General features: G+C 34.4%; 30 protein-coding genes. 8 read left to right on the top strand and 22 right to left on the bottom strand.

The window, feature by feature from the left end:
• Positions 1-71: 71 nt before the first annotated feature.
• The 9 genes from JO40_RS09675 to JO40_RS09640 all read right to left on the bottom strand — a co-directional run bounded on the left by JO40_RS09675 (position 72) and on the right by JO40_RS09640 (position 7,111).
• Complete coding sequence (locus JO40_RS09675; RefSeq protein ID WP_044979155.1) at positions 72-839, bottom strand: outer membrane lipoprotein-sorting protein; 768 nt, start codon at positions 837-839, stop codon at positions 72-74.
• Positions 840-1,015: 176 nt separating this feature from the next.
• Entirely contained in the window at positions 1,016-2,350 is a 1,335-nt protein-coding gene (locus JO40_RS09670) for an ABC transporter permease (protein ID WP_044979154.1), read from the bottom strand.
• A gap of 16 nt (positions 2,351-2,366) precedes the next feature.
• Positions 2,367-3,887, bottom strand: coding sequence for an ABC transporter permease (locus JO40_RS09665; protein ID WP_044979153.1), 1,521 nt, complete (start codon positions 3,885-3,887; stop codon positions 2,367-2,369).
• A 16-nt stretch (positions 3,888-3,903) separates the two neighbouring features.
• A complete protein-coding gene (locus tag JO40_RS09660; protein WP_044979152.1) occupies positions 3,904-4,656 on the bottom strand; it encodes an ABC transporter ATP-binding protein in 753 nt (250 codons plus the stop codon).
• 307 nt (positions 4,657-4,963) lie between these two features.
• Positions 4,964-5,170: a type II toxin-antitoxin system antitoxin gene (locus JO40_RS09655; protein ID WP_044979151.1), complete on the bottom strand. Its 207-nt coding sequence runs from the start codon at positions 5,168-5,170 to the stop codon at positions 4,964-4,966.
• A complete protein-coding gene (locus JO40_RS09650; protein WP_044979150.1) occupies positions 5,170-6,180 on the bottom strand; it encodes an SPFH domain-containing protein in 1,011 nt (336 codons plus the stop codon). Before JO40_RS09650 ends, JO40_RS09655 begins: the two co-directional genes overlap by 1 nt.
• A 172-nt stretch (positions 6,181-6,352) precedes the next feature.
• Positions 6,353-6,505, bottom strand: coding sequence for a hypothetical protein (locus tag JO40_RS14080; RefSeq protein ID WP_170225393.1), 153 nt, complete (start codon positions 6,503-6,505; stop codon positions 6,353-6,355).
• 104 nt (positions 6,506-6,609) lie between these two features.
• Positions 6,610-6,825, bottom strand: coding sequence for a BrnA antitoxin family protein (locus JO40_RS09645; RefSeq protein ID WP_044979149.1), 216 nt, complete (start codon positions 6,823-6,825; stop codon positions 6,610-6,612).
• Positions 6,809-7,111, bottom strand: a complete 303-nt coding sequence (locus JO40_RS09640) for a BrnT family toxin (RefSeq protein WP_044979148.1) — start codon at positions 7,109-7,111, stop codon at positions 6,809-6,811. Before JO40_RS09640 ends, JO40_RS09645 begins: the two co-directional genes overlap by 17 nt.
• Positions 7,112-7,396: 285 nt before the next feature.
• On the opposite strand from JO40_RS09640, the gene nrdD reads away from it, so the two are divergent.
• From nrdD to JO40_RS09600, 8 genes are all read left to right on the top strand, one after another.
• A complete protein-coding gene (gene nrdD / locus JO40_RS09635) occupies positions 7,397-7,684 on the top strand; it encodes an anaerobic ribonucleoside-triphosphate reductase (RefSeq protein ID WP_044979147.1) in 288 nt (95 codons plus the stop codon).
• Positions 7,684-8,427, top strand: coding sequence for an anaerobic ribonucleoside-triphosphate reductase activating protein (locus JO40_RS09630; RefSeq protein WP_044979146.1), 744 nt, complete (start codon positions 7,684-7,686; stop codon positions 8,425-8,427). Before nrdD ends, JO40_RS09630 begins: the two co-directional genes overlap by 1 nt.
• Positions 8,428-8,578: 151 nt before the next feature.
• Positions 8,579-8,893, top strand: a complete 315-nt coding sequence (locus JO40_RS09625) for a PadR family transcriptional regulator (protein WP_002669619.1) — start codon at positions 8,579-8,581, stop codon at positions 8,891-8,893.
• Between the two features lie 10 nt (positions 8,894-8,903).
• The gene (locus tag JO40_RS09620) at positions 8,904-10,097 is read left to right on the top strand and encodes a DUF4097 family beta strand repeat-containing protein (RefSeq protein ID WP_044979144.1); all 1,194 of its coding nucleotides are present in this window, start codon (positions 8,904-8,906) and stop codon (positions 10,095-10,097) included.
• 1 nt (position 10,098) lies between these two features.
• The gene (locus JO40_RS09615) at positions 10,099-10,629 is read left to right on the top strand and encodes a DUF1700 domain-containing protein (protein ID WP_002669622.1); all 531 of its coding nucleotides are present in this window, start codon (positions 10,099-10,101) and stop codon (positions 10,627-10,629) included.
• 98 nt (positions 10,630-10,727) lie between these two features.
• Positions 10,728-10,916 carry a hypothetical protein gene (locus JO40_RS09610; RefSeq protein WP_044979143.1) on the top strand — a complete coding sequence of 63 codons (189 nt, stop codon included), beginning with the start codon at positions 10,728-10,730 and terminating at the stop codon, positions 10,914-10,916.
• A gap of 41 nt (positions 10,917-10,957) precedes the next feature.
• On the top strand, positions 10,958-11,917 hold the full coding sequence (locus JO40_RS09605; protein ID WP_044979142.1) for a DUF4097 family beta strand repeat-containing protein: 960 nt from the start codon (positions 10,958-10,960) through the stop codon (positions 11,915-11,917).
• Between the two features lie 107 nt (positions 11,918-12,024).
• Entirely contained in the window at positions 12,025-13,311 is a 1,287-nt protein-coding gene (locus JO40_RS09600) for a DUF4097 family beta strand repeat-containing protein (RefSeq protein WP_044979141.1), read from the top strand.
• 86 nt (positions 13,312-13,397) lie between these two features.
• Here JO40_RS09600 and JO40_RS09595 read toward each other — a convergent pair whose 3' ends face one another.
• The 13 genes from JO40_RS09595 to JO40_RS09540 form a co-directional block, all read right to left on the bottom strand.
• Positions 13,398-14,264 carry an RpnC/YadD family protein gene (locus JO40_RS09595; protein WP_044979140.1) on the bottom strand — a complete coding sequence of 289 codons (867 nt, stop codon included), beginning with the start codon at positions 14,262-14,264 and terminating at the stop codon, positions 13,398-13,400.
• Between the two features lie 81 nt (positions 14,265-14,345).
• On the bottom strand, positions 14,346-14,951 hold the full coding sequence (gene ruvA / locus JO40_RS09590) for a Holliday junction branch migration protein RuvA (RefSeq protein ID WP_044979138.1): 606 nt from the start codon (positions 14,949-14,951) through the stop codon (positions 14,346-14,348).
• The gene (gene ruvC, locus JO40_RS09585; RefSeq protein ID WP_044979137.1) at positions 14,944-15,480 is read right to left on the bottom strand and encodes a crossover junction endodeoxyribonuclease RuvC; all 537 of its coding nucleotides are present in this window, start codon (positions 15,478-15,480) and stop codon (positions 14,944-14,946) included. Before ruvC ends, ruvA begins: the two co-directional genes overlap by 8 nt.
• 32 nt (positions 15,481-15,512) lie before the next feature.
• Positions 15,513-18,566 carry an insulinase family protein gene (locus JO40_RS09580; RefSeq protein WP_044979136.1) on the bottom strand — a complete coding sequence of 1,018 codons (3,054 nt, stop codon included), beginning with the start codon at positions 18,564-18,566 and terminating at the stop codon, positions 15,513-15,515.
• Between the two features lie 136 nt (positions 18,567-18,702).
• On the bottom strand, positions 18,703-19,227 hold the full coding sequence (locus JO40_RS14215; RefSeq protein ID WP_201771197.1) for an ATP-binding cassette domain-containing protein: 525 nt from the start codon (positions 19,225-19,227) through the stop codon (positions 18,703-18,705).
• Positions 19,228-19,259: 32 nt separating this feature from the next.
• Complete coding sequence (locus tag JO40_RS09575) at positions 19,260-20,330, bottom strand: ABC transporter transmembrane domain-containing protein (RefSeq protein WP_201771182.1); 1,071 nt, start codon at positions 20,328-20,330, stop codon at positions 19,260-19,262.
• 19 nt (positions 20,331-20,349) lie between these two features.
• Complete coding sequence (locus JO40_RS09570) at positions 20,350-21,342, bottom strand: YcaO-like family protein (protein WP_044979135.1); 993 nt, start codon at positions 21,340-21,342, stop codon at positions 20,350-20,352.
• Between the two features lie 10 nt (positions 21,343-21,352).
• The gene (locus JO40_RS09565) at positions 21,353-22,141 is read right to left on the bottom strand and encodes a YcaO-like family protein (RefSeq protein ID WP_245608843.1); all 789 of its coding nucleotides are present in this window, start codon (positions 22,139-22,141) and stop codon (positions 21,353-21,355) included.
• Between the two features lie 189 nt (positions 22,142-22,330).
• Complete coding sequence (locus tag JO40_RS09560) at positions 22,331-22,921, bottom strand: hypothetical protein (RefSeq protein ID WP_044979134.1); 591 nt, start codon at positions 22,919-22,921, stop codon at positions 22,331-22,333.
• A complete protein-coding gene (locus JO40_RS09555) occupies positions 22,914-23,759 on the bottom strand; it encodes an McbB family protein (protein WP_044979133.1) in 846 nt (281 codons plus the stop codon). Before JO40_RS09555 ends, JO40_RS09560 begins: the two co-directional genes overlap by 8 nt.
• Positions 23,719-24,555 (bottom strand): CPBP family intramembrane glutamic endopeptidase, encoded by an 837-nt coding sequence (locus JO40_RS09550; RefSeq protein WP_044979132.1) that lies wholly within the window; start codon positions 24,553-24,555, stop codon positions 23,719-23,721. The genes JO40_RS09555 and JO40_RS09550 overlap by 41 nt, the downstream gene beginning before the upstream one ends.
• A 73-nt stretch (positions 24,556-24,628) precedes the next feature.
• On the bottom strand, positions 24,629-24,823 hold the full coding sequence (locus JO40_RS09545) for a hypothetical protein (protein WP_044979131.1): 195 nt from the start codon (positions 24,821-24,823) through the stop codon (positions 24,629-24,631).
• A 273-nt stretch (positions 24,824-25,096) separates the two neighbouring features.
• A complete protein-coding gene (locus JO40_RS09540; RefSeq protein ID WP_044979130.1) occupies positions 25,097-26,224 on the bottom strand; it encodes a hypothetical protein in 1,128 nt (375 codons plus the stop codon).
• Positions 26,225-26,234 lie beyond the last annotated feature (10 nt).

Raw genomic sequence — 26,234 nt, 5'->3', positions numbered from 1 at the left:
GAAGAGTTTTCTTGTGTAAACACAAAAAAGGGAAAAACAGAACAAAAATAAAAATTACAATCTTTTTCATATTAGTTTATCTTCTCCAAATAAGCCTTTGTAAAAACAACATCATCAATGTTTGCAGTGCTGAAGTCTTGAAATATCTGCGTTGTTTTTTCTCCCTTGATAAGCTCATTTATATATATTTGCTGGACGGGAAGCAGCATACCTTCAAACTCTATATGTTTGGGTGTATAAGTAGTTCTCATGTGCTTTCCGCTTGCACCGTAACTTTCTGTTTTTAAAAGACGGGGTTTATCTTTTTGTACAAAGAATTTTTCTTGCGCATAAGCAGCATCCTTTTCGAGGGCCTTAGCAGTTACTATATAAACCTCATACTTACCAACTTTTCCTTCTTCAATTTTAAGAATTTCCCAAGCTTGCATAAATTCGGACTTTTTATTTACATCGGATATCTTTGTATCACTGTTTGCCAAATTTCTTTTAAGCGAAGAATGAGTAAACTGATGGGCAATAGGATCATAGAACCAAAGGTTTTCTTTTTCCTGTAAATAACCGTTTCCCTTATCAGCCTCAGGTGCCAACTGAATAAGAACGGTTTGGTCCTTAGTATCACGCCTAAAAAGTTTAAACTGAACAGCCTCTCTAGGCTGATTAGGTTTTTCTACCATCAGAGTGATGGTACAGGCAAAATCTTTTTTAAAATTTCCTCTTTCAAAAACTTTATCCATAATCTTATACATTTCCTCCATTGAAGGAACCTCGGCAAATACCGCAATGCTTACAAAAAAAGCAATGAGTATAATCAATAATTTTTTGTTAATAAAATATTTCATACATTCTCCCATAAAAACTTTTTGCAGCAAATATCAATTTGCGAAAAAAGTTTTTTCACGCAGTTTGTTTACAAACCGCATACAATAAGCGATATTTTGTGCAAAGCACAAAACTCGCCAGATAAACAGTGAGGCTGAATTTCTGCCGAACTGTTTATCGAATCTCCTATAAAAACTTATTTCCCCGACCTTAACGCTTCGGCAGGGACCATATTAGCGGCTCTCGACGCTGAACCTCTTACGGTAAGAAGGGTTAAACCCAACATTATCACAAACTTTAACAAAACTAAAAGAGATGATAAGTTCCATGTAAAGTATCCGTTTTTGGTAAAGACCGAAAAAGGTGAATCTACGGCAATCGGAATAAACGAGATAATCTGCATTACAAGAATAGCAAGGACAAAACCGCACACGGCTCCGAATAAGGATAAAAATGAAGCTTCTGCAAGAAAAAGACGCCTTATATGCTTTCTCATAACACCGCAAGAGCGCATAGTCCCGATCTCGCCTCTTCGCTCATATACAATAATTTTAAAGGTATTTGAAATACCTATCATCGTAATAACCAAAAGCACAATCAAAATACCGAAACTTATACCGTTTAAGGTATTCATAAAGGTAATAACCTGCGGAGCAAAATCGTAAAAAGTAGCTATGCCGAATTTGGTTCCCTGCCACTTTCCTTCTTCAAGTTGCTTAAATACATTGCTTGCAGGCTGTGAAGGGCTTATAGTTCGGGCAAGGTCCCTGCTTGTAACGGGATGCGTTTCTGCGATTTTTCTTTCAAGCTGTTGTGCATAAATTTCCTGCATATCGGGATTTTTTAAAAAAAGCGAATATACTTCTATACTGTCTTTTTCCATCTCTGCAATTTTTTGCAAATAATCAAAATTGATATAATTTGTGATTCCGGCGAATGAAGAGCGGTTTACTGCAATACCTTCTACTTGAAGTTCAATAACCGTAAGCTGGCCTTGCGAGGTCTTAGTTTCAAGCAAAATTATATCGTGCAAGTCTACATTTAAGGTTTTGGCTACCGATTCTGAAAGAAGAATTGCATTTTCTTTTTTCATGGCCTCCCAATTTCCTTCTTTAAAAAGAATGCTGTCATGTAAAATTGCTTCTTCGTCAAATTTACAGCCGTCAATTTGAGAGGTAACTTCTTTTCCTTCAAATATGAGCTTACCCGATGCACGGTTTCGTTTTATAGCATACATAGTATCTATACCTAATTCTTTTACGGTCTTTTCGATAAACTCAATATCTTTTACATCCATATAGGTTTGAGCAGAATCATCGGCCGATTTATCGGGAGCTTTTTTTGCTCCTACTACATAGACATGACCGCCTACAATTTTTGAAATTTCTCCGGCCATACTGTTTAAGGCACCGGAAGTCATGCCGTCTATAAAGATAACGACAAAGAAAGCAAAGGCTATTGCAAAAACCAAAAGAATGCTCCGCCTTTTTTGTCTGTTTAAATTCTTAAACGCTATTTTTAATATATTCATAACTTATCTCCCTTTTTTAACGGTTGATTGCTTCAAGAGGACTTATCTTTAAAGCAAGCCTTACCGGATACCAGTTTGCTGCGAGCCCCGCTAAAAGCATTGCAGCCGTTGTCCAAACAGCAGAACCTACAGAAATGCTTACCCTTATTTGTTTTCCTCCGAACATAGCAGCAAGTATATCTCCGACCCTGATATCAAAACCGTTAATTATAGCTGCAGCGATAAGAGCAAGTACCAAGCCTATAAGAACACCTATACAAGACATAAAAAAAGATTCTGCAAAAAATATTTTTCTTACAAAACTCTTTTTAGCTCCAATAGCCCTCATTGTTCCTATTTCGGAACTTCTTTGCATAACGGCTACAACCAAGGTATTCATTATAACTATTAAAACTACTACGGAAAGGATAGCCAGCATTGTAATAAAAAGAATTCTTGTTCCTTCTATTGCTCCATAATACGTTGCCATTCCGAGTTCCCAATTTATAGCTTGAGCATTTATTCCTTCTGCCTTAAACCAATCATTTAAGGTTTTTATAACGCTTTGAGTCTTTGAAGAATCTTTTAGCTTTATTACGATATGGTGCCAAGCTTCATTGTCGGCTAAGTTGAGTTGGTCTCTGAGCTCGGTACTTCCTAAAAGATTATCATAATCAATCTTTGCATTAGTGCTCTGCACAGTATCTATAATATCCGAGCCCGAATCATCTGAAAAAAGTTCATCTTCCGATTTGTCGGAAAGAGTTAAATCAACTGAATCGGGAATGGCAGCTACAGTCTTTGCCCCCATTGTCATATCGGCAAGTATACGGGTAGTATCTACATCAAAATAGGCTATACCGTCTATTGCCGTATCGGGGTGAGCATAATCGAAAAAACCAGTTACGATAACTTTTTGCTGCCTTGCCTTCCCTGCAAAGGCCGATACCAATATTTCATCTCCCAACTTTAATGGCCTGCCATAATACTTTTCAAACTTTTCTTTTAAATCACGGGGAATTAAAGCAAACTTCTCTGTTGAGGTTTTAGGGTATTCACCTTCATAAATATTAATCGTATCAAAAAGATTTTTATAACTTTCAGGCTCAATACCGAGAATCTGCGCATAAGGGATAGAATATCTATTTTCATCCTCTACCTCCCATGAATCGGGTAAATCAAGAGCCCTAAGCATACCGCTTTCAAAAACCGAATATGTAAGCCCCTTTACCTCAGGAAGGCTTTCAACCTTAGACTTAACTTTTTCAAAAGGGGTTAGATAAGGCATCTTAGGTACATCCATGCTGACACTTACCGTCTGAAAGATTCCCAAAAGCTGTACCCTTACAGTGTCTTTTTCAGACTTGCCCGTAATTAAAACGTCTCCCGAAAAATCGCTTATGCACACTTCTTCGGTTTGCTGCAATGAAAAATTTAAGATACCGAATCCTAGTATGACTAAAAACGTTCCTATTCCTATAAGTGACAAGGTAATAATCATCTTTGCTTTATTTGCAAAAAGATTTTTTACCGCCATTTTTAAAATTGTCTTATTCATAATAATTTTCCTAAGTTTAAGCTGAAGCCTTTACATCTTCGAGAATTTGACCGTCCAAAATCTTAATGCGGTGATTTGTCATATCTACGATCTTTGCATCATGTGTCGAAAAGATAAAGGTTGTTTTAAGCTCCCTGTTTACCTCTTTCATAAGCTCTAAAATTTGAATACCTGTTTTTGAATCAAGGTTAGCAGTAGGTTCATCGGCTAGAACTATTTGAGGTTTAGTAGCCAAAGCCCTTGCAATGGCAACCCTCTGCCTTTGACCGCCTGAAAGCTCGTTCGACTTATGGTTTCTCCATTCGCTCAAGCCTACTTTGTCGATTAAATAGTTAATCCATTCGGTTTGCTTTGCTTTACTCTCTTTTGCTTTACCGAACAAAAGAGGAAATTCTATGTTTTCATAAACATTTAAAACGGGTACAAGGTTAAAGGACTGAAAAATAAAGCCCAAATACTCATGCCGAAGTACGGTCATTTTTTTATCCAGTTTGTTGGGCACCTTAACCTTCTTATTTTGCTTTTTTAAAAGAGATGCAAAATCCGATTCCTTATAAATACTCTCATTATTTATGATGAGCTCTCCCCCAGACGGCGTATCTATTAAACCTATCATATTAAGAATGGTTGACTTGCCCGAACCCGATGGCCCTGAAATCGAAACGAATTCGCCTTGTTCAATGGCAAAATCGATGCCTTTTACGGCTTCAACGAAAACCTTTCCCAAGGGATAGGTCTTTTTTAAGTTTTTAACTTGTACAATATTCATACAAAACCTCCAAAAAAAGTTGTACATAAATCTAAGGAAAACATCGAAAAGCTGAAGTTTTTCGATGTTCATAATATACTAAAAAATTAAAACAAGCATTTACGGTAGCTTACATTTTAATCTTTTGTCTTACATTTTTGTAAGCCTACATATTTTTTACCAGTTTTACCAGTGACAAAAGTCATATTTTAAACGGTAAATAGTCATTTATTTAATTTAACCGCAAAGATTGCAACCGGTATAACGAGTTATCTAGCTAGATAGCATACATAAATTCTAACTTTTGTCAATAAGGATTGAGAAAATTTTATACAATCTCTCCCAGATCCGGTTCCTCATCTATCTCATCGCTTACATACTTACCCGTTTTTTTGCGCTGTTTAACACAGAGGCTTAAAAGATATTCTATCTGTCCGTTTATAGAACGAAAATCGTCTTCAGCCCAAGAAGCAAGATCCTGATATAGTTTTGCAGATACCCGTAAGGGTATCTGTTTTTTCACATCCTTTTCCATCAATATAAGGAACCTGAATTTACTATGGGCTGAGCATCCTTATTTCCGCAAAGGACTACAAGGAGGTTAGACACCATGGCAGCCTTCCGCTCTTCATCGAGAATAACCTTTCCGCTTTCGTTTAACTTATCCAAGGCCATCTCGACCATACCTACGGCCCCGTCAACTATCATCTTTCGGGCATCGATAATTGCAGAAGCCTGCTGCCTTTGAAGCATTGTGGCAGCTATTTCTTGGGCATAGGCAAGATAGGTAATGCGGGCTTCAATAATCTCTATACCCGCTCCATTAACCTTAGACTGAATTTCACCTTTGATTCTATTTGCAACAATTTCGGAAGAACCTCTGAGCGAGCCCTCATCGGGAGTACCGTCCCCCGTTGTATCGACATTTTCTGCAATATCGTAAGGATAGATTTTAACTATATTTCTTAAAGCAACATCGCATTGCAAAGATAAAAATTCTTTGTAGTTGTCCACTGCAAAAACGGCCTTTGCAGTATCTACAACCCTCCAGAGTACAGCAATACCTATTTCTACGGGATTTCCAAGTCTGTCGTTTATCTTTTGCCGGTTATTGTTTAAAGTCATCTGCTTTAGAGAAATCTTTTTGTTCAATACAAAATCAAGACCTGTATTTTGAGCATATACCTTTTTGTTTACATCTCCGCTTTGGCGCAAAACAGTCTCTGCAGCAGGATTAACTGCAATAGAAAAAGGATTGACAAAATACATACCGCTCTTTTTTAGGGTTCCTGTGTACTTGCCGAAAAGGGTTAGAACGAGGGCTTCCTGCGGTTTTAAGATTTTAATACCGAAAAAACAGATAGCAACCGCTATAATCGTTAAAACAAGAGCCGCAATGCAGGGAAAACCTATATAAGCCGGAATTACATTCGAATCCATAAAATAGATACAGCAGGCCAAGGCCGGAAAGGCAGTAAGTTCGATAAGCATAAAAAGACATAGCATCACAAACCCGTTTTTTGCTTTTAATTCTACTTCATTCATAAAATTCTCCCATATAAATTTCTTTTTGATATCACTATGATATCAAAAAGAAGAAAATTTGTCAAGAGGAAATTTTAAAAAAATTTATTTTTAAACATTAATATAAATTTAAACTGAAAGGACAATTGAATATTTATTCTATCTGTACATTAGGCTGCCATCTACAAATTAACTACCATTTAACTTCATTTTTGGATAGGCAGACACCCAAAGCTGCGTTTTTACCCTTGCTATTTGTAAGTGTAAGAGGTTGAGAATTATCATTAACAAAGGCAAGTATTTTAAAAAGATCGGTATGAGCTTGTGTTACATTAATTGCTTTCATAATTTATCCCTCCTCGTTTAATATAACATTTTTATATACATCAAGAGAAAAAAGGGAATTTGCCGAAATTTTTAAGTCAAAAAGAGATTTTGTAAGACTTTCCTTTATTTTGCAGAAGAAAGCTGCAAATGCTTCTTGTTTTTCACACAATCAAGTAAATAGTAATTGATAATATTTTGATATGGCATTCCTGTCTCTTCGGACATATTCTTAAAATATTCAATTACAGTATCATCAAGTTTAATTGTTATCTGTTGTTTTGATAGTTTTCCAATATATGGATTTTTTGTTGCAGTTGAAAAATCATATTCTTCTCGCATTTTTGTTTCCTCCATATTGTTTCTTTTCATTAGTCGTTGCTTTTCTTGCAGAAATTATTCTTATAACCTCATCATTCACTCGGTAGCAATGACATACAACCAGTATTTTTGATTTATTACTTACTCCTAAAATAATAAATCTATCCTCTTCACTCGAATGGTCCGGATCTAATATTAAAATTGCATTGGGATCGTAAAAAACACTTTGAGCTTCTTCAAAAGAAACTTTATGCTTTTTAAAATTTATTTCTGCTTTTTCAAAATCCCATTCAAAGCTGATTTTCATAACTATATTATAATTATAATTTTTATATTTTGTCAATAAAAAAACGAATTTGAGCTAATATATTATGCACTTTATAAATTTCTCTTGATTTCGCAGTTACATCTATAAATTAACTATCATGTTTAATATACCATACATTTTTATATACATCAAGGCAAAAGAATTGTAAAAATTCTCTAATTTTTTTAACTTTTTGCTTGACAAACACTACATATAGTGTTAGAATAGCCGATATAAGGAATAGAACGCTAAATAACGGTTTATTCCGAAAACTGGGAGGAAAAAATGAGAGACATTGAAAAAGTCAATGCAGAAATTGAAGAGGTAAAAAAAGAACTTGAAAATGTTCATGGTACGGGAACTGAGGTTTATGCCAGAATTGTAGGCTACTACCGATCTGTCCGTAACTGGAACAAAGGAAAACGGGAAGAATATAACCACAGGCTTATGTTCTCTTCCGAAAACGAAAGGATTGAAAAAACTCTGTCCGGCTGTGATTGCCCGTCCATCAGCGGTTCCTTAAATTTTTCAAATTCGGAAAAACTTTCAGAAAAAAAAGAACAAATAGCCTAATGCTTGCAGGTTTACAAAAAACCACTTTAGTTAATTTTCCCCGCCGCGTCGCAGCGGCGGTTTTTTTGCCCGGCTGCAATATGCGATGCCCTTACTGCCACAATGCAGAGCTCGCCCTAGCCTCGCCTTCTTCCTTTAATGCAAATCCTGAAAGCTCCAATGATTATTATGAGCTTAGCGAAATCTATAAATTTTTAGAAAAAAGAAAAAATCTTATCTCGGGCCTTGTAATATCAGGGGGGGAGCCCTTTATGTCCCCAGCCTTGTTCGAGCTAATCGAAAGAGCCAAATCCTTAAACCTTGCAGTCAAAATCGATACAAACGGCCTTTTTCCGGAACGCATAGAAGAGATTTTAAACTCTTCCAATCTTAAACCCGATATGATAGCCCTCGATGTAAAAACTTCGCCTGAAAGGTATGGAGAACTTTTAGCCTCAAAAACCGAGTTAGCTGCAGAAAGAGCAAAAACCGCCCTCTTAAAAACCATCGATATTCTAAAATCAAATACCGAAAAAATCGAAGTGGAATATAGAACGGTTCTAGCCCCCCCCATCGTATCCGAAGATGAAATAAAAAAAATAGCATCTCTCCTTCCTAAAAATGCAAGATGGAGGCTAGCCCAATTTGTACCGGGAGCCTGTTTAGACCCTCAGTGGAATTCAGTCGAGCCCTATCCGCTGTCTACTGCACAAAGCCTTACGGCCATTGCAAAAAGCTTTATCCCCAATACGGAATTACGCTGATAATAATTCGCAACTAGATTATTTTTATAAAAATTTAAAAAAAAATTTATATTTATACTTGACATAATATTATATTTTATATAATATATAAATATAAATAATATGTTAAGCAATATTATATAATATAAAATATAACAAGGAGGTTAATGGGATGATTTTTTCGATAAATACGGGCTTGCTTGAAGCCTGCGTTCTAGCCCTTTTAAAAGACTCGGATTCTTACGGCTACAAATTAACGCAGGATGTCAAAAGCCTTCTTCCAATATCGGAATCTACCTTATACCCTGTTCTAAAAAGACTGCAAACAAGCGGATATTTGGAAACCTACGATCAGCCTATCGACGGGCGGAACCGTAAGTACTACAAAATAACGCCTGCGGGATTAAGGCAGCATGAACTCTACATTGGAGAATGGAAGTCCTATAAGGAACTAATAGACAAGATTTTTAAGGGAACAGCCCTTTAGGAGATTGAAGATGACAAAGGACCAATTTTTAACCGAACTTAATTCTTATCTTTCGGTTTTAAAACCTGAAGACAGAAAAAATACTATCGAGTTTTATGAAGAATACTTTGAAGATGCCGAAAACGAAGAAGCAGCAATTGAAGAACTCGGCTCACCTAAAAAACTTGCAGAGGAGATTATAGATTTTCATAAAACCTCATATAGGGGTGAAAACACTCAAGTCTCCCAGCAGTTTTCTCCCGATGAAAGCATTTCGGAAATTATTTTAAACATAACAGCCGCAAAAGTTTTAATAAATGCTTCTCAAGAAGAAAAAATTAAGTATACCACTCAAAATATTGCAGATGATGATTTTTCGGCAAAGATTGAAAACGGAAAGCTTATAATAAAGGAAAGGCCCGTTTTCTTTTTCAGCAAAAAAGGCTTTGCTTCCTTTTTGGAAAATTTTAACATAAACACATCTTTTAATGCAAGCAAAAGAGAAATCCTCATAAACATTCCCAAAGATACTCATCTTGAAAAACTCGAATTTAATTCCCAGATAGGTTCTTTAAAAATAGAAGAAGTAAATGTAGAAGTTATTGAAGGCTACACAACATGCGGAAATTTTGTAGTAAAAAGCGGTCTACACAAAAAAATAGATTTTAATACTTCTGCAGGTGCTATAAATATAAGTGATATTGATATTGAAACTATGAAGCTTTCTTCTTCGGCAGGTGCTATAAAATTTGAAAACATAAAAGCCGGTAATATTTCCGCATCGACAGGGGCAGGAACAATTGACTTTATAAAAACCGAAAGCTCCTACATCAATGCAAATTCGGGAGCCGGAAATATAACGGGAAATGAATTAAAATCGGATAGAGGAAAATTCAATACAGGAGCGGGAACGAATAAATTCCAAAAATGCGATTTTAATGAAGCTATATTAAACACCGGAGCAGGAAGCATAATATTCCAAGGAAATTTACACAGTTATGCTAAAATCAATTCTGCGATAGGTTCAGTGGATCTTAATTTACCTGATAAAGTAGAAAATTACGATATAAATATTTTTTCTAAACAAGGCAGGGTAAAACTAAATGGGGAAAATGTTGAAGGAAAAGGAGACAGGCTTAACCTCGGAAGTAAAACTTCAGATACCAATATAAAGATCAGCACTGCTTTCGGAAAAATTAAAATAAGCACTCAGGAAGGAGAATAAAATGAAAAGAAGAGAATTCATTGAAGAACTTGAAGACAGGCTTCGGCATCTGCCCTATAAGGATAGAAAGGAAGCAATTAAATTCTATGAAGAATATTTTGATGAGGCTGGAAGTGAAAATGAGCAAACGGTAATAAACGAGCTTAGAAGCCCTGCCCACATTGCTTCAAAAATTCTTTCGGACTATGCAATAAAAGAAGCCGAAGGAGCAAGAAAATCTGCAAGGGGCGGCTTAAGAGCCTTATGGTTTACAATCCTCGGAATCTTTGCAGCTCCGATTGCAATACCGCTGGCTGTAATTCTTACTGTAGTAATAGTTCTTCTATGCGTAGGACTTTGCGTTGCCTCTATTGCCCTTGTTTTCGGCGGCGGTATATTGGCAGTATTCGCATTCGGTATGCTTTTTGTAGACTTCGGTACGGGCATTCTTTTAATAGGAGCTATTTTAATAGCCATAGGTTTTACCAGACTTTTATACCTTTTTGTTACTGCGATTATAAGAAAAATATCGCAGCTGGTAAAAAAAATCTAAATTATGGAGGGTCGATAAACAGTTCGGCAGAAATTCTGCCTCACTATTTATCTTCGAGTTTTGTGCTTCGCACAAAACATCGTTTTATGGAGGAGCAAATGTTAATTACTTTTTTAATTATTGTCTTTATTTTTGGAATTCTTGCTGCAGTCTTTGGGATTGTCGGGGGAATTTTAGCTCTTGCCTTTAAACTGGTATTTTGGCTGATACCTGTTTTATTTGTAGGCGCAATTGTTGTGGGTATTCCGGCTTTAATAATACTCGTTATTATTAAATTATTAAGATAATCGATAAACGGTTCACACAAAAAATCATTGAGGAGATTTGTATGAAAAAAATAGGAAAGACAATTTTAATTATTCTTTTGGGACTTATGCTTATCGGCATAGGTTATAGTTTAGGCGGAAGATTTTTTTATAGATCTAAGCATAGAATTCATGAACGAAATTTTATTGACAGAGCATATAATAAAATTATGTCGGCAGACGAGAGTATCGATGATATGGAAAACGATATAGAATCTTGGGAGGATGATATGGACGAGTATTTTGGAGATGAGTACAAAAAGGCTGAAACAATCAGTTTGGAGGGGATTAAGAATTTTTTTCTTAAATCTGAAGTTGCAGAAGTTATCATAGAAATAAGCGATCGCGTGGATGAAGCCTCATATAAAATTGAACACATTAATCCTAAGTATTTCGATGTAGAAAAAAAAGGAGACACAATAAGTTTTGAAGACAACACTCCTTCAAAACTTTTTAAGAATCTGGGCTTTAATTTTAAAAACAATACGCCAAAAATATATATAGGTCTGCCGAGGAATATAGTATTTAATAATTTTGAAATAAAAAGCGGAGTCGGAGAACTCAATATTCACGATATCAATGTAGAAAAATTTAGCCTTTCAACGGGAGTCGGGGAAGTAAATATTTATGATGCAAATATTTTAAAAGATGCCGAAATCAGAGCCGGAGTCGGAGATGTAAACTTTAAAGATTCAAAAGTAAACAATATGGATATAAAATCCGGTGTAGGCGCATTTAGCTTTTCAGGTACGGCACTGGGTAAAACTTCCATCAAGGGAGGAATAGGCGAAGTAATTCTTAGAATAGACGGTTCCGAAAAGGATTATGATTTTGACGTAAGCGCAGGCCTAGGCGAAGTAAGAATAAACGGAAAAAAATCAAAAACCTTTTTAGCCGACAGACAAAAGAGCAATTCAAATGCCCAAAACTCAATAACCGTCAAAGGCGGAATAGGTTCGATAAATATCAGGTTTAAGAATTAAACGGTTTAAAGATTAAACTGAGTTTAAAGATTAAACCGGTAAAAAAATAGATAAGTGAAGTAGTTTTGCATAAGCAAAACTACTTAAAAAAATTTATGGAGGAGAGTATGTCAAAGAAAATTCTTTCGATATTGTGTTTAATTTTTATGGGATTATGCTGCATATTGGCAGGTATAATATTCAGCGGAAATTTTGATTTTTCAAAACAGAAACCTTTTAATAAAACATTTCAAACTCAGGTAAACAAAGAATGGGAAGATCATGTTATACAAAAAGAATTCGATATAAAAGAAGTAAAAAACCTTGAACTTGAAAACATATTAACTGCAGCAGATCTTTATACACATTCCACAATTGAAAAAATCATAATAAAAGTAAAAGGTTTACCTGAAAATGCTATCGACATAAATTTAAAAGATAAAACTTTAAAAATAAATGAAAAAGATATATGGAACATAACATCTTCCGGTAATGACGATAGAGATAAATTCATTATTTCAAATATTGAGATGCTTATACCCGAAAAATTTATTTTTAATTTGATGCTTATTAAGAACAAAAAGGATATTAAATGCGAAGATATTAAAGCGGATAATTTAAAGATAAGAGGGGATTTTGGAAATGTCGATATTGAAAAATGCCGGTTTAAGGAAGCGAATATTGAATCAAACACCAATATCAATTTTATTTCAGCAATAACTGAAAGTTTTTCAATTAAAAGCAAATACGGAAATATTAAAATCGGTCTTGAAGATTCTCCAAAAATAAAACAATCTTTTGTAAGTTCCGAATACGGTAATATAGAAATTGAAGATATGCAAACAATAGATTTTAATGGAGAAAGCGGTTACGGAAGTTTCGATATAACAAAAAGCAATTTTGAAAATATAAAAATTAAAAGCGGAGGAAACTTTAAACTAAAAGGCAAGGTCAAAAATACTTTGAATGTTTCATGTGAATATGGAAACATTGATATTGATCTTGAAGAAAGCAATAGTATTCAAAATTGTGTTTTGGAAACCGAATATGGAAACATTACAGGTAAAAATTTTAAAACTGAAGTTTTTACAGCGGACTTGGAATACGGCAATTTTTTGACTTTAAATTGTGAATATAATAATGCAAAAATAGACTGCGGCGGTAATATACAAATTGACGGCAAACTCGGCGGACATAGTTCATTTGTTTCACATAGAGGAAACATAAATATAAATCTTGAAAGCGATATAAACAATTATGACATATCCGCTTCTACCGGCACTCAGGGAAACATTAGGGTCAATAACTTAAAAACAATATCAAAATACTCGGCAAAGGCAAAATCGGAAAATTCGTACAAAATTACTGCCCGCTCCGATCTGGGAAATATAAATATTACGGGCAGTGTAGAATAAATATTTTTAAAAATAGCACACATATACATCCATACATCAAAACTATGGCAGAGATAGACTTTTGAACCTCTAAAAAGCTGAATTTTTTAGAGGTTCGCAATTTCTTCAGCAGAAAGTCCTGTAACCTGTGTAATTTTAAGGATTGAATCTCCCAAATGTTTTAACAACTTTGCCGTTTCAAGTTTATTCTCATAAAAACCGCGTTCAATTCCTTCAGCAAAGGCTATTTCACGCTCTTCAGCACGCTGTACAGCTATATCTGTTTCATAATCATATTCGGTTAATAACATATTCAATACCTCCTTCGTTTTGCGTTTTAAATAATCCTGCAAAATATTATTTGTTATACATTCTTCAATTGCCTTTTGAAAACCGTCTATAGGATCTATCTCCTTCCATTTTCTTACCGTTTCCACAAATATACTGTATTCATACATTGCTTGGCAGTTTTTCAATATAGGATGACGATTTTGCTGATTTATATTTATTACTTTAACGGTCAATTCAAGATTAGGATGCTCACTTTTTTCTATAAAAGCATCTGAGAGTTTAAGAGTCTTATCACATGGAAAAGGGGCTTCCCCATTGTAAAAGACATAAAACTCAGGTCGTGGAATATTTAATAGTTTACGGCTATATTTTTCCTTTGATTCAAAAATAGTTTCATACAGGCGGCTGATGTATTCGAGGCAACGAAGAGGCATATTCGGGTTTATAGTGGATTGGGGCTCTGCAAGAACTATGATTTTATTGTCAACAAGATAAGACACATCATTATAAAATGACATATATAGAACCTGATCAAGTCTTATGTTTTTTAACTGCTCTGTATCTTTAAGTTTCGTACCATGTAGAGCATTATAAAGCGATAAAAAGTTTTCTTTTGCCTTTTCATCTTCACTGAAAAGGTCAACAAATACTGAATCTTTATATTTTCTATTTAAAGTACTCATAACAACCCCTTAGATAATTTTATTATATCATATATTAAAGGATTTTAAAAGCCATAGCAACACTATAAAACTATTGTTTTTTCAGCTCAAAGCGACGATGGAGCGTCTAAAAAGTTCTTTCTCGTTTTTAAGAGGATCGGAACCTGCGGCCTTCATTTCTTCGGCTATTTTTTCGACTTGGATTATTACGGATTTTCTTTCAAAGCCCATTTCGGTTAAGGCCGTAACGATGTCTTCGTATTCGGAAGAAACGGATGTTTGCCCTTTTGAGGAAACTTCGTTTAAGTTGGTAAGTTTTCCTTTTAAGGCAAGAATCATTTTTTGAGCAGTCTTTTTACCTACTCCGGGAGCCTTTTGGAGGGTATCAAGGTCACCCTCCTCCAAGGCTTTTTCAAGTGAAGAGGAATTGAGCCCCGACATTATCTTTAAGGCTTGACGCGGCCCCACCCCCTCAACCTTTGTAAGATCCAAAAACAAGGAGCGTTCTGCCTGGTTGGGAAACCCAAAGAGGCGCATCTGGTCTTCTCTGTGATAAAGCCATGTATAAACCTTGACTTCTTTTCCGATAGAACCTAAGGCATCGAGGGTCAAGGCCGAAACAAAGATTTCCCACTCAATACCTGAATTTTCAACATAGACGGAATCGGCGGTTTTGCCGCTTAGAATACCCGAGATACTGTTAAACATAAGCTTGTGCCTCCCCTACATCTCCTAAATTTATTTTTGTAATGGCAGCAGCCAAGGCATCGGCCGCATGATCAGGCCTAGGAATTTCCTTTAAACCTAAAATCAATTTTACGGCTTCCTGCACCTGCCTTTTTTCAGCTTGAGCAATACCCGTTACGGCTTTTTTTATCGAATTGGGAGCATACTCTCCTACCCTCACCCCCCCTTGAGCCAAAGCCAGAAGAACCACTCCGCGGGCTTCCGAAACGGACATTGCACTCGTCGCATTTTTTGCAAAATATAAGGTTTCTATTCCCGCCTCCTTAGGCCTGTATTTTTCAATAAGTTCCGAAACCCTATCAAAAATTTTTAATAATCTTTCCCCTTGGAGTAAATGAGGCTCGGTACTTATTGAGCCGTATTCTATACACTCAAAGCGGTTATTTGAAAAACTTATAATTCCATAGCCCGTATTTGCCAAGCCCGGATCAATCCCTATAACGCAGGGGCAGAATTTTTTTTTATCGGAAGCTGCTTTTAAAATACCCATTTAAAATTCCTTAAAGCCCTGTTTAGACTTTCTCAAACCCTCTCCGAAAGGAGGGGCTCGGGATAAAGTTCTTTTATCGTTTCTTTTTGAGAAAGAGCCGAATCGGAAGCCAAGACTACGGAAGAAAGGGAATCCCGTTGAACCGATAATTTTTTTGCACAATTACGCAAATCCTCAGCCGTAGTTTCCAGCATCTTTTCAACGACTTCTTTTTTTTCGGAATATGAAATACCCGAAAGAAGATCCCTAAAGGCTGCCGCTCCCCGCCCTGCAGGAGTCATCGGGATAATCTCCTTGCTGTATCTTCCCGTAATAAGCTTTTCTATCATCTCTTCCGAAAAGTCTTGGCTAAATGTCTCATCTATCGAGTTTAAAAATTCGGAAAGAGAATTTATCGGGTTCGGATCCCTGTAGGAAACAAAGGCTAAAAGTTCTTCCAAGGACATAGGAACGGTAAAGGCACCGTAGGCTCCTCCTATACTTCTTATCTTTTCCCACATCGGGCCGCTTGAAAGCCATTTACACAGGATTAACTGTGAGGCTTGCTCCTTTGTAGCGAAAGCTGCCGCCTTAAAAACCGAAACTGCAAAGCCTACTTGAAGAGAAGCCGGAATAAGTTCCAACCTCTTTTTTTCGGAAGGCCTAAATTTAAATGGATTTTCAAAGACAATCTTATCGGTTTTATCGGGAGCCTTAAAACCTCTTAAGTTTTTTTCAAAGGCTGTTTTTAAAGCGGCCAGATTTTCTTTTGTACCGGTAACTTCAATAATCAAACCTGATTTTATAATCGATTTATATACGGCACTTAATTTATTTGATAATTTATTCAATTCGGAATCAGCGTTTTCGGAGTCGGCTTTTTTAGAATTATCTTCTTTAACTTTTAAATAAAGCTCCCTCAAAAATTTAAGCTGACTTAATCCCGAAAGCATCTCCCTCCGTGCATTTTTTTCGGACAGGGGTGCACCAGCCCTAAGAAGAGCTAGGCTGTTTCCGTCAAGGGCGAGGAGGCTTTCAAAATCGTTTTTCCTCTGGGTTACCAAATCGTTTAAGCGTTTTTTATCGTCAAAAGAAATTTCGTTTAAAAACTGCAAGACAAAGCAGACAGCTTCAGGAATCAATTCGCCGAGTATCTTCCCCGAAAGAAAAAGCCAATCTCTTCCGGCTATATCGGAGAGCCTTATCTTATCCGCATTTTTACATAAAGAAAGATTTTTGTTTGCCGTAAAAACGCCGGCACTTGCCGAAAAGCCTCCAAGTAAATTTGCAAGCCTGGAAGAAACCTCGCTCCATAAAAGGTCTTTGGTTCCCATTCCTGTAAGACAGCTTGAAAGAAGGGGCAGATATTTATAATCTTCTTCACTTAAACCGTCTACAGGAAAGCCTAATTGAAAATAACCTATCCCGTTTGTAGGCTGCTCATGCATAACAAGGGGAACCTTTCCGATAAAGGCAATTTCTTCATCTATCGGAGGCGGAAGAGGAGGCAGGTCTTTCTTTGAAAGATGGGGAATAAGGGCAAGCATTTCAGGGGAATCGCTTTTTTGTTTAAACTCGTTCATCTTCTCCTGATCTTTGAGCATGGCCCTGCGAGCATCCTCAGTTAAACCTGCATTAAAATTTTCAGCTCTTTTTTCCAGACTTTCGTCCAAGCGTTTACAAAAATCCGCATCGGGATAAACTCTTACAAGAGCATGATGTTTATTCTTTAGTAAATACTTTTCAATCAGTTTTTCGATGTACCTTTTATCGGAGGCAAGGTCTTTTTTTACCTTTTCAAAAACAGGAGTGTATTGAAGAGTTTTTTCGGGACTTACCCCGTATGTCCAGCCTGCCATAGCACGCTCCATCAGGTTAATACCGAATGGCCCGTAGTTTCTTCTTATTTCTCTGTTGCTAAAATCTATAGAATGAACGGCCGTTTCAATCTCTTTAGGGTCGATTCCTTTTTTTAAAAGCTCTTCAAGAGCACTAAGAATCAGCTTTTTAAAATCCTCATGCGTTCCCTTTTTAATTCCCTTCATTCCTATTGTGAGGGTAATGTTTCTAAGACTCTTTCCTATTCCGTTATAAGGATAGAGGTCTTCCCCTATTCCCGATTCCAATAAGACCCTATTTAGGTATGCTCCGCTGTGCCCGATTAAAACCTCTCCTATAAGATAGGCCTGCATAAGTTTTTCGGTATCCGAAGTTTCGGGGAGGAGCCAGTTAAGCATTACGGAATCCTTAGTCATCTCCTCGGCGGAAGCAGTATCACCTGCCTGAGCAGAGCCGCCGGCGGGGGCCGGTACCGAAAAGAAACGGGGCTCTGTGTATGGCTCAATCTGCGGCACAAAGGGAGGCTTTTCGGCAGCTTCAAACTTAGAAAGAAATTTTTCTTCTAAAAATTTCATCTGCTTTTCGGTCGGAATATTTCCCATTAAAAAAATTCGGCAGTTTACGGGATGATAATATTTTTTGTGAAAGGCCTTGTATTCTTCATAAGTTAAATCGGGAATCTCCAAGGGAGAGCCGCCCGAATCCTTAGCATAGATACTTCCCTGACAAATGGAAGCAGCTGCCCAATCATACATTACCCCGTCAAAGTCGGAATAATTAGCCCTCATCTCGTTTAAGACAACTCCCTGAACGCTCATCTTTCCATTTTCGTCCAGCTCAAAACGGTGCCCTTCCTGCTTAAAAGCCCATTCGTCAAGATTGGGAAAGAAGACTGCATCCCCGTAAACCGACATAAGGTTAAAGTAATCGGCCTCAACCAAGGAGCTTGCGGGATAAACTGTCTTATCGGGATAGGTCATAGCATTTAAAAATGTATTAACGCTCTGCTTTGCCAAAACCATAAAGGGGTCTTTAAGCGGATAGTTTTTAGAGCCGCATAAAACCGTGTGCTCGATAATATGAGCTACCCCCGTTGAATTGGGAGAGCTCGTCATAAAATTATATGAAAAAAGATTTTCATCGTCATCGTTTAAAATATGATAAAGTTCAAGCCCCGTTTTCTTATGCCTTGCATAAATACCTATAGCATTAAATTCGGGTAAGGGATTTTTGCTTATAATTTCAAAGCCGTGAATAAGAGTGCTCATAAGGTCTTCCTAAGTTAGATTAAAATCAGCCTTATTTTAAGGAAAAGAGGAGAAATTGTAAAGTATACCCGAATTTTATACATTTTCCTATTTTAAAAAAAGTAGAGGAGGACATTATTGTAAAAGTATAAACTTTTCAAATTTTACCTAGAATAAACACCCCATCGGCTATTTTATCATACGAAGAGCGGTGCGTAATCATTAAAATAAGTTTTTTAGTTTTTAACTCTGATAAAAGATAGCTTAATGCAAGATCGGTTTCCGAATCGAGGGCGTTTTCCACCTCATCGAATAAAATAACTTCACTGTTTTGCAAGAGGCAGCGGCTTAAGGCAAGACGCTGAATTTGTCCTTGCGAAAGGATATGTTCTTTTCCTCCCAATTGTGTATCAAGCCCCTTATCCAAAGAATCTATAACCTTATCAAGTTTTGTTTTTGTCAAAATATCTTTTATTGTAACCCCATCGGCTTTTTTACCGAATAATAGATTTTCTTTTATCGACCCTGAAAAAATAAAAGGATTTTGACTTATATATGAAAGTCTTGAGTCAACATTTAAAAAATCAATCTTCCCCTCTAATACGGATTCACCTTTAAAACCAATATTCCCTGAAATAATATTAAAAAGACTTGTTTTACCGGAACCGTTTTCTCCCTTAATAAGATAAAGACCGGGAAATTTAAATTCGGCATTTAGATTTTTAAAAAGAAATTTATTTTTTTATAAGCAAACTTTAAATTTTCTATTTTGATTTTTTTTATATTTGAAGTATCTTTTTCTTCCTTTATAATTGAAAAAGAATTTTGTCTTTCATCAAAAATACTTTTTAAGCGTTCCACCGAAACAAAGGAAACTATAATGCCCTTATAAGTTTCGGCACAGGAAGAAACAAGGCTTCTAAACTTTTGAGAATACATAAGGGCGGCGGTAATAGTGCCGACGGTGTTCTTTCCTTCAAGAACGGTTAAACCGATAATGGCAAATAAAGAAATATTTATAGTAAAATTAGTAAAAAAAGAAGCGGAAGAGGACTGCATTCCGATAATCGTAGATTCTTTTACATGTATAAAAATATACTTTAAAATATTTTTAAACTTATAAATAAAAAACTTTTGTGAAGAATAATTTTTAATTTCCTGCAGCCCCCTTATCGTTTCATTTATATATGCAGTATATTCATCCTGTCTTTTTCGTTGTGCTTCATTTACAACAGCCTGTTTTGTTCCGAAATATTTTGCTAAAAAAACGGGAATAACCGAAACTATGAGAGTAAGACAAAAAATAAAGACATCTATTTTAAAAAGCCTAAAACCTATTATACCCATCATAATAAGCGAAGTCATTATAGAAGGAATTTGAGAAGTATAGATACCGGTCATCACCCCTAAATCGGATAAAAAAAGATTTAAAAGTTTACCCGAATCTTGCTCGGAACTTCCTTTTGGCGGTAAATGTAAGAGGTTTAAATAAAGGCGGCTTTCGGTGTAAACGGTCATTTTACGGTGGAGCAAAAACTGAAACCAAGAACTTAAAAGTGAAAAGAAAAGCCCTGCAATTTGAAAAAGAATAATGATTTTTAAAAAATAGAAAAAACTTCCTTTATCCTTTAAGGTTAAAGCATCGATTATCTTCCCGGTAAATAGAGGCTCAAAGGTAGTTGCATAATTACCTATAAGCGAAAAACAAAGGAGAAAAAACAAGACCGGAAAAAACGGCTTTATAAATGAGGCAGCCCAGCGGTTTAAATTTTTTTTATTTAACATATAAATGCTCCTTACAAGTTTACGGAAAAGGAATATAGGTGCATCGCCTATCCAAAGTTTTACCTGTAACCGATTCTATAAAATCATAAGTTTTTTTATCAAAAGTCTTAGGTAAAAGCGACGGAAACCAATTTAAATCAAAAATTTTACACACCTTAATATTATTTATTTTTGTTTCATTAAGAGGCAAAAAAGACACAAGAGGATTCATTTTATATTTTTGATTTAATAGTTTTACCTCATTATTTATAGAAATATATTGTTTCTCGATACGGCCAGTATAATTTACGGCATTTTCATTTATAAAGTCAAAAGCTTTTTTTATTCTTTCAGGTGCTATTGATAAATAGGTTTCAGCATAATCTTTCGGTTTACTATCATCTATGCTTATGCTGTTGAGGAGACTAAAATACATTTGATGTAATTCATTTAAGGCTGAAATAATCGCTGTGTTTAGATTTTTACCTGAACCTAATGAAACCGCTATTTTGCCTTTTAATTCTCCGATAAAAAAGACAACATAAAATGATTTAAGTAAACTTATTTCATAACATTCAAAATTGTTAAAATAAATATTATAGCTATTATATTTGTGTAAAATACTTTTATCTATTTTATAACTTTTACCCTTTGAAAGATACCAAAAAATAAAACTTTGCCTTTCCAAAAATTCAAAAAAAGCATTTTCAAGACAACTATTTGAATTTACATGAGCTGCACATCCGCAAGAATCAAAAAAAATATTCTTTTGTTTTAGCTCATCAAGTGAGAAATTATATACGGTATTATCCAGTAATGAAAAGGCATCGATTGTTTTATTTTGAATATGGTTATATTCAATTAAAGCATTTCTCTCGTAAGTCTCCCCTATTGCACAAAGAGCAGCACCGTATTTAGTATTGCGAATAGCATTTCCGAGAATATTTGCATAATCAAGGTTTTTATAACAAGTTATATTTTTTAAATCTTTTTTAAATGCTGTTGAACCTATATTAAATGAAAAGCCGTACATATTGAACTCCCTATATTATAGCACATTCTACGGCATTTTTTAACTCTTTTTCAATACCGTAAATAGCGGCAATAGCCCTTGTTTTATTTTTCCTTATATTTGAAATTGTAGGAATACAATTAAACATAGTTTTTGATATGACTTTTATGGTAATTTCTCTTCTACAGCCTGCAATATTTAATAAACCTATTTCAATATCATCAAAAGGCGGATTTATTATTATTTTTTGTACAGGTTTTAAATCCTCAATGCTTATTTGTTTTACATTACAAAGAGCAAAAAAATAATCGTCAAATTTTTTATTATTTTTAAGATACATAGACTTAGGAGAAAGCTCGTCCATCCATTTTTGCATTAAAGCCTCTTCAATGGCAGAAACAAGGGATCGCATAACATCTTTATCGCCAGAAATACCCGAACCGATTATATGCAAATCATTATCCAAAATAAAAACAATTATAGTATGAATATTGCTTATATTTTGAGCATAAAATATTTTTATATTTTTTTCATTGATTCCGTATTGCAGTAAAACAGCTTTTATGGCAGGGGTAATTTTTATAAGGCTGCATAATTTTTTATACCACATAAGCATGAGTTCATTTTTTTCCAAGAGTTCGCAAATTGCTTTTTCTATTAAGATGGCAGAGTTCAAACCAGATGCCGTTCCTGTAGTGTCCTTATGACCGTATTTTGAATCATAACCGTAAGTAAGCACATTGCGTTTTACAAGAGTTTTCTTTAATCCGTTAATTAAAATAATTTCAGTTTTTTTATTACTACGGTAATTATTTACCATTTTAAAGCGTTCTAAAAATTCATTATACAGTTTTCCAAAAATTTCGATTTTATTTTTACCCGATGAGGTGTTAGAATACGGGAAAATTTTCTTTTTATTTTTGTTTTTTCAACTTTAAAAACGCCTAAACCAATTATAGGATCATTATTAAAAACCGTTTTATTCATAAAAAAAGATTTTTGATAATAATCAAACATACGATATACCCTTTATATTTATTGTAGTAATATAAAGCTGTTTTAATGAATCAATATTAAGATCAAAAGAAGTTTTATTAAAATTCTCTGTATTTTCCGTGAATACAAAATCATATTTACTGCAAAAGGATTTTATTTTTCCGGCGGCTTCACCTATTGCAAGAATAGATTTTATAAAAGATGAAGTTCCGTATTTATATAAGGAGTTATACAAAGAAACAAAAAAAGAAACGGACATTTGGTATTCGGCATTAAGATTTTTTATTTCGGAATATTTTATAAACTTTTTAAAACTATTGTCATAAGCATAATTCCCCGCTTCTACAAAATCGGTATTATAAAAAGAAAAAACCGAAAAATATGAGCAATCTTTATTTTGCATATTATTTATAAGGGAGTCCAATTCAATAATTATTTTAGGTAATTTTTCAATGGAATACTCTTTTAAATTAATTTTAGAATAATTTTCGGTATTGTTTTTTAATAAATTTATATCGATTTCCGTATCGGCTGACAAGGGGCTTAAAGGATTACTTAATTGATAAAATTTTAATATGGAATTTAATATAAAATTATTATTCATGGCAGGGACAAACCTCCCAAGGAATTGCAATATCATAATCGGTTTTGCCCGTTTTCATATTTAATTGTTTTATAAGCTTTACGGTATAATCATTTAAGTCTGTTATATCGTCTATAATCTCATTTATCAACTTAATAATTTTAAAATTACTGAGAATACTTTCGGTATTAAAATATGTAGTTTTTGTGTATATAAGATCGATAATTGTTTGAAATGAAACATTACCAGTAAGTTTTGATTGGGTGCGTAAAGAGCCTTCCAAATGACTGAAATAACACAAGGGACATGAGTTATGCCAATCGGCCTTATAATAATTTGTAAAATAAAAACTATAATTATAATAAAAAACAAATTTATGAATTACATTGTTTTGTTTTAAGATATTCGCAAGTTCCGTGTATTGCTTATAATTAAAAGGATTTAAAACAATATAATATACGGCTTCCTTATCAAGATTTAAAAATAATCCGGCTCTTATTGTATTTATATCAAAGGTGATAATATCATAGGGAATATTTAATCCCGATAAATTGAATTTTAATGAAGAAGTAATTTCTTTTGCATTAGTAAAAAAATAAAGCCGATTTATCGGCTTAGCCGTAAATTCATCTTTAACTGCCAATAAATTTTTTAATAAAAAATCCAAACAGAACTCACCTTCGTCGCCGTATCGTTCTTTAAGGTCTTCAAGGGTAAAGGTAAGATTGTAATCCGTATCATTCCTTGTAAAAAAATCTATTAGATGTGTATCGGTTATAATGCACGTAGTTTTTTCATTTTGAATGACGGTAATCTCATCATTCTTGTACATGAGATAAGGAATTAGTTTGTATCGCATTTTGTTTCCTCCTTTTTAGATGTTTGATAAGCTCAATTATTCCAAGACTTCCTCCCAGAATTATATAAGTAAGAGTTAAAATAGTAAAAAAAGGGTTAGTTAAACATCTTCCAAAATATATAAGACCATTATAAAGGGAATGCATAATCATCGGCGTCCAAATGGTTTTTGTTTTTTCATAACCGTAAGCAAGAACCATGCCCAGTATACTTATTATCATAACAGCACTAAGATCATATCCATACACGTTAATATGAATAAGACCGAATATTACACTTGAAATAATATTAGCTATAAAGACACTCGAATATTTATATTTTAAAGCATTATACATGCAGTATCTGAACAACAATTCTTCCGCTACAGGTCCAGATATCATTCCTCCAATAAGAACATAGTTCCATAAATTCGGATTTTTAAAAACATCGTAATAGGATATTTTCCCCATATTTTCTTTAAAAAAACTAAAAGAATATTTTATATCAGGAATAAGCGTATTAAACTGATAATAAATTGCACTTATTGCAAGAACAATCAAAGTATATTTTAAAATTAAAATAAAATTAGGATTTTTAAATTTAAAATATTCTTTAACATTAATACGGTTTATTTTAAAACAAAAAATAACCAAATACAAATCTAAAATAACTGCTAGTCCATAAAAATATCTTTTTTTTAAATCCGGTATAGACATTTCAGGATTTAATATTTGCACAAGGTTCCAAAGTATTAAAAATAAGAGAATACCTGAGAGCCACCAAAAATGTAAAAAAGCTTTTTTAATATTCTTATCCATATAAATCTCCAATTAATTTAAAATAAAAAGTATCTTGAGCAAGTTTTAGCTTATAAAATTATCTCCGATTCATTTATAAGATGACCGGAGCCGCCGCCACAACAACAACAGCAGCAACAACAGCAACCACCGCTATCTTTACCGTCTTTACCGTCTTTACCATCTTTACCATCTTTACCATCTTTACCATCTTTACCATCTTTACCGTCTTTACCGTCTTTACCATCTTTACCATTACCGCAGCCGCAGCCGCAACCGCAACCGCCAAATATTACATCACTAAGCCCCTGCATAGGATTCCCTATTGAAAACATATCCATGTCTACAGACGCAGCCTTATCATTATCTCGTCCTATTTTTTACCTTTACCCATATCATTCCTCCTAGAATAAATTTTTTGCTCAAGATACCATGTACATAGTATACATCTTTTTTACGATTTATCAAGATAAATTTACAAAATGTCAAAATTTTATGAAAATTTCAATTTTTTTAGCAAATTTTAATGTTTTTTGCATTTAAATTTACCGACTTTTAGGTTTCAGTCACCTATCTTCGATTTTAAATTTTCAAGTTCTTTTTCTTTTGTTTGAGTTTCGGCATCAAGGGTTTTATTGCTATCTTCAAGTTCTAAGCGTTTTGCCCTGATTTCTTTTAATTCGGTTTCGATATAGTCTTCCAATGACATAGTGTCTCCGCCTAATCCGGAATCAAACCTGATTTCTTTTTTTAAAGGACTTAAAATAAGTTTTATAAAATTTTCAGCCAGTTTTAAAACGGCAGCATTCATAAAATTTGTTTCAAGACCCTGACTTAAACGGGTCTGATATTCTTGTTCACATAGATCAGCATATTGATTTGCCCTTTTTACCTCGGATTGACCGTTTAAGATATTATAGGTTTTAATATTGTTTTTTATATCGACCCGCCTTATTTCGGCAACCTCTTTTACGTGCTTGTTTTTGCTTGCTCCTAAAAATTTAGGCTGAATATCCTTTATCCAAAGAATATTCGGAAAATCCTTTGATACCGTAATTTTAATTTTTTTTAAATCGACACCGAATTTTGCATCGATATCATGGGTTAAAATGACAAGCCCTTCATCATAGTATTGATCGGCCTTTAAGCCCATTCCGGTTAAAATACCGCTTAACTGTTTTCGATACAAGGTTGTCTGTTTTAAATTCGCTTCCAGTAATCCAAGCTCCAATATTTCCTTAAAACTCTGCATGTTCAATTGAGTATTTTGTAAAACTCTTAAACTGTCTTCTAAACCGCTTATTTCTATTGATTGCTTTTGCATGTTTATTCTATTATCAAGAATTTCTTTTTCCTTTTCTTTTAATTCTTGATTTGCTGCAAGAAGTTTTATTTGAGCTTTGCGTGCCTCAATTTCGGCAAGTTGGCTGTCAGTTACCTCATTAACTACCTTTTTATTTACAAAAGAATTAAATGCCGTCATCAGCGGAATCATTAGAATACAGGATACGGCAGTTGACAATACTATTGCAAGTACAGCATTTATTTTTTTTAATTTCGTACTTGCAATAAAGAGCACAAGAACAATACCGATGATACATGCCGCCATAACAAAAAAAGACATAGTCATACTGACCTTATCCTGCACCCTATAAAAAAACATCGATACACTCATTAAAAAGTTTTCCATAAAGGTTACC

This window comes from Treponema putidum, assembly GCF_000755145.1.
Classification (GTDB): domain Bacteria; phylum Spirochaetota; class Spirochaetia; order Treponematales; family Treponemataceae; genus Treponema_B; species Treponema_B putidum.
Note: the sequence above shows the minus strand (reverse complement) of the source record. Positions and strands in the feature narration are given on the sequence as shown.

Coding starts and splice junctions, on each gene's coding strand:
- JO40_RS09675 (WP_044979155.1), bottom strand. CDS start 839: ATGAAATATTTTATTAACAAAAAATTATTGATTATACTCATTGCTTTT.
- JO40_RS09670 (WP_044979154.1), bottom strand. CDS start 2,350: ATGAATATATTAAAAATAGCGTTTAAGAATTTAAACAGACAAAAAAGG.
- JO40_RS09665 (WP_044979153.1), bottom strand. CDS start 3,887: ATGAATAAGACAATTTTAAAAATGGCGGTAAAAAATCTTTTTGCAAAT.
- JO40_RS09660 (WP_044979152.1), bottom strand. CDS start 4,656: ATGAATATTGTACAAGTTAAAAACTTAAAAAAGACCTATCCCTTGGGA.
- JO40_RS09655 (WP_044979151.1), bottom strand. CDS start 5,170: ATGGAAAAGGATGTGAAAAAACAGATACCCTTACGGGTATCTGCAAAA.
- JO40_RS09650 (WP_044979150.1), bottom strand. CDS start 6,180: ATGAATGAAGTAGAATTAAAAGCAAAAAACGGGTTTGTGATGCTATGT.
- JO40_RS14080 (WP_170225393.1), bottom strand. CDS start 6,505: ATGAAAGCAATTAATGTAACACAAGCTCATACCGATCTTTTTAAAATA.
- JO40_RS09645 (WP_044979149.1), bottom strand. CDS start 6,825: ATGCGAGAAGAATATGATTTTTCAACTGCAACAAAAAATCCATATATT.
- JO40_RS09640 (WP_044979148.1), bottom strand. CDS start 7,111: ATGAAAATCAGCTTTGAATGGGATTTTGAAAAAGCAGAAATAAATTTT.
- nrdD (WP_044979147.1), top strand. CDS start 7,397: ATGAGAGACATTGAAAAAGTCAATGCAGAAATTGAAGAGGTAAAAAAA.
- JO40_RS09630 (WP_044979146.1), top strand. CDS start 7,684: ATGCTTGCAGGTTTACAAAAAACCACTTTAGTTAATTTTCCCCGCCGC.
- JO40_RS09625 (WP_002669619.1), top strand. CDS start 8,579: ATGATTTTTTCGATAAATACGGGCTTGCTTGAAGCCTGCGTTCTAGCC.
- JO40_RS09620 (WP_044979144.1), top strand. CDS start 8,904: ATGACAAAGGACCAATTTTTAACCGAACTTAATTCTTATCTTTCGGTT.
- JO40_RS09615 (WP_002669622.1), top strand. CDS start 10,099: ATGAAAAGAAGAGAATTCATTGAAGAACTTGAAGACAGGCTTCGGCAT.
- JO40_RS09610 (WP_044979143.1), top strand. CDS start 10,728: ATGTTAATTACTTTTTTAATTATTGTCTTTATTTTTGGAATTCTTGCT.
- JO40_RS09605 (WP_044979142.1), top strand. CDS start 10,958: ATGAAAAAAATAGGAAAGACAATTTTAATTATTCTTTTGGGACTTATG.
- JO40_RS09600 (WP_044979141.1), top strand. CDS start 12,025: ATGTCAAAGAAAATTCTTTCGATATTGTGTTTAATTTTTATGGGATTA.
- JO40_RS09595 (WP_044979140.1), bottom strand. CDS start 14,264: ATGAGTACTTTAAATAGAAAATATAAAGATTCAGTATTTGTTGACCTT.
- ruvA (WP_044979138.1), bottom strand. CDS start 14,951: ATGTTTAACAGTATCTCGGGTATTCTAAGCGGCAAAACCGCCGATTCC.
- ruvC (WP_044979137.1), bottom strand. CDS start 15,480: ATGGGTATTTTAAAAGCAGCTTCCGATAAAAAAAAATTCTGCCCCTGC.
- JO40_RS09580 (WP_044979136.1), bottom strand. CDS start 18,566: ATGAGCACTCTTATTCACGGCTTTGAAATTATAAGCAAAAATCCCTTA.
- JO40_RS09575 (WP_201771182.1), bottom strand. CDS start 20,330: ATGTTAAATAAAAAAAATTTAAACCGCTGGGCTGCCTCATTTATAAAG.
- JO40_RS09570 (WP_044979135.1), bottom strand. CDS start 21,342: ATGTACGGCTTTTCATTTAATATAGGTTCAACAGCATTTAAAAAAGAT.
- JO40_RS09565 (WP_245608843.1), bottom strand. CDS start 22,141: ATGGTAAATAATTACCGTAGTAATAAAAAAACTGAAATTATTTTAATT.
- JO40_RS09560 (WP_044979134.1), bottom strand. CDS start 22,921: ATGAATAATAATTTTATATTAAATTCCATATTAAAATTTTATCAATTA.
- JO40_RS09555 (WP_044979133.1), bottom strand. CDS start 23,759: ATGCGATACAAACTAATTCCTTATCTCATGTACAAGAATGATGAGATT.
- JO40_RS09550 (WP_044979132.1), bottom strand. CDS start 24,555: ATGGATAAGAATATTAAAAAAGCTTTTTTACATTTTTGGTGGCTCTCA.
- JO40_RS09540 (WP_044979130.1), bottom strand. CDS start 26,224: ATGGAAAACTTTTTAATGAGTGTATCGATGTTTTTTTATAGGGTGCAG.